At 66.1% G+C, this 1,600-nt stretch carries 1 protein-coding gene; it reads right to left on the bottom strand.

Annotated features, from left to right (window positions below):
• Nucleotides 1-41 precede the first annotated feature (41 nt).
• A protein-coding gene (locus ACZYZ9_RS26390; RefSeq protein ID WP_372511698.1) for an IS3 family transposase occupies nucleotides 42-1,480 on the bottom strand; the annotation gives its coding sequence in 2 pieces (ribosomal slippage) (nucleotides 42-1,114 and nucleotides 1,114-1,480; 1,440 coding nt in all).
• Nucleotides 1,481-1,600 lie beyond the last annotated feature (120 nt).

Genomic DNA, 1,600 nt, shown 5'->3' with positions numbered 1-1,600 from the left:
GCGGAACCTGTCAACCTGAATGAGGCACCGTTGCGCGGTATTTACTGAGCGTCCTCCTCTGGATGGTCGGGTGGGTTGATCCAGGAGCTGGTGGGTAGTTGCGGCGGTTCGGGCGGTTTGCGGACGAACCGTTCCGGGTGTTCGGCGTAGGCGGCGTCGAGTACACCGGCACGCTTGTCGCGGACTGCCTCGGCCAGGCCGTAGTGGACGTCAGCGGCGGTATGCAGGCCCAGCCCGCTGTGGCGATGTTCATCGTTATACCAACCGAAGAAAACCTGACAGTGTCTTCGGGCATCTTCGATTGAGCCGAACCGGCCGGGGAAGTCGGGCCGGTACTTCAACGTCTTGAACTGGGCCTCGCTAAACGGGTTGTCGTTGGAGACGTGCGGTCGCGAATGCGACTGGGCGACACCGAGATCGGCCAGCAGGAACGCCACCGGCTTGCTGGTCATGGAACTGCCGCGGTCGGCGTGAATCGTCAACTGGTCACGGTCGATCCCCTGCTTGGCGCAGGTCTGACGGATCAGCACCTCGGCCAGCGCCGCCGATTCGCGGCTGGCGACCATCCAGCCAACGACGTAGCGGGAGAAAATATCCAAGATCACATACAGGTAGTAGTAGGTCCACTTCGCTGGGCCACGCAATTTCGTTATATCCCACGACCACACCGCATTTGGGGTGCTGGCCATCAGTTCGGGTTTCACCTTCGCCGGGTGCGTGGCCTGGGCGCGGCGCTCACGCACCTCGCCGGCTCGGCGCAGCAGCCGATAGAACGTCGACTGCGAGCCCAGGTAGACACCTTCGTCGAGCAGGATGGCCCACACCTGCGCCGGTGCCAGGTCGGCGAACCGGTCGCTGTGCAGCGTATCGAGGATGGCCTGCTGCTCGGCAGCGGTCAGTGCCCGCGGCTGACGGCGCTGCCGGTGCGGGATCGGCTCTGGTCGTGGCGGTGCCGGGCTTTGCCGGTGCCGTCGGTAGTAGCCGGCCTGCGCGGCACCAACGGCTTCGCAGGCCGCCCGCATGCCCAGCTGCGGTGCCAACTCCATGACGGCCTGATCAGTCACGGCGTCGACCTCGGATCGGTATCCGCGCTCCCGGAGAGCGTCTCCAAGAGCGCGTGCAGTTTTGCCTGCACATCCACCACGAAGCGGGTCTTGGCCAACTCCTGCTCCAGTCGCTGCTTTTCGGCCTGCAGGCGGGCGATCTGCTCGCCGGCCGGATCACGGCGCTTGCGCCCGCGCGGGGCGGCCAGCCCCGCCAACGCGCCGGCGTCGCGGGCTTTGCGCCACTCGGTGATATGGCTGGAATACAGCCCCTCACGGCGCAGCACCGCACCCTTCTCACCGTCGGGCGCTGCGTCGTAGGCAGCCAGGACCTCCAGCTTGTACTTCGCGGTGAACGTCCGCCGCCGGGCGCGTTCGGGCACCTCGGGCTCGGGACGTTGCGTTGCATCGTCAGCCACCCGACCAGGATCTTCCATCCCGGCCGCACAGACCAACGTCGTCACCTTGCTTGCCATTTCGGGGAGTCTCTCCATCCCCGCCCTCGGGTCACTAATTGTCAGGGGGCGGGTGCCTCAACCCAGGTTGGCAGAGAGGGC

The sequence above is a fragment of the Mycobacterium sp. IDUB_28 genome (assembly GCF_055419285.1).
Note: the sequence above shows the minus strand (reverse complement) of the source record. Positions and strands in the feature narration are given on the sequence as shown.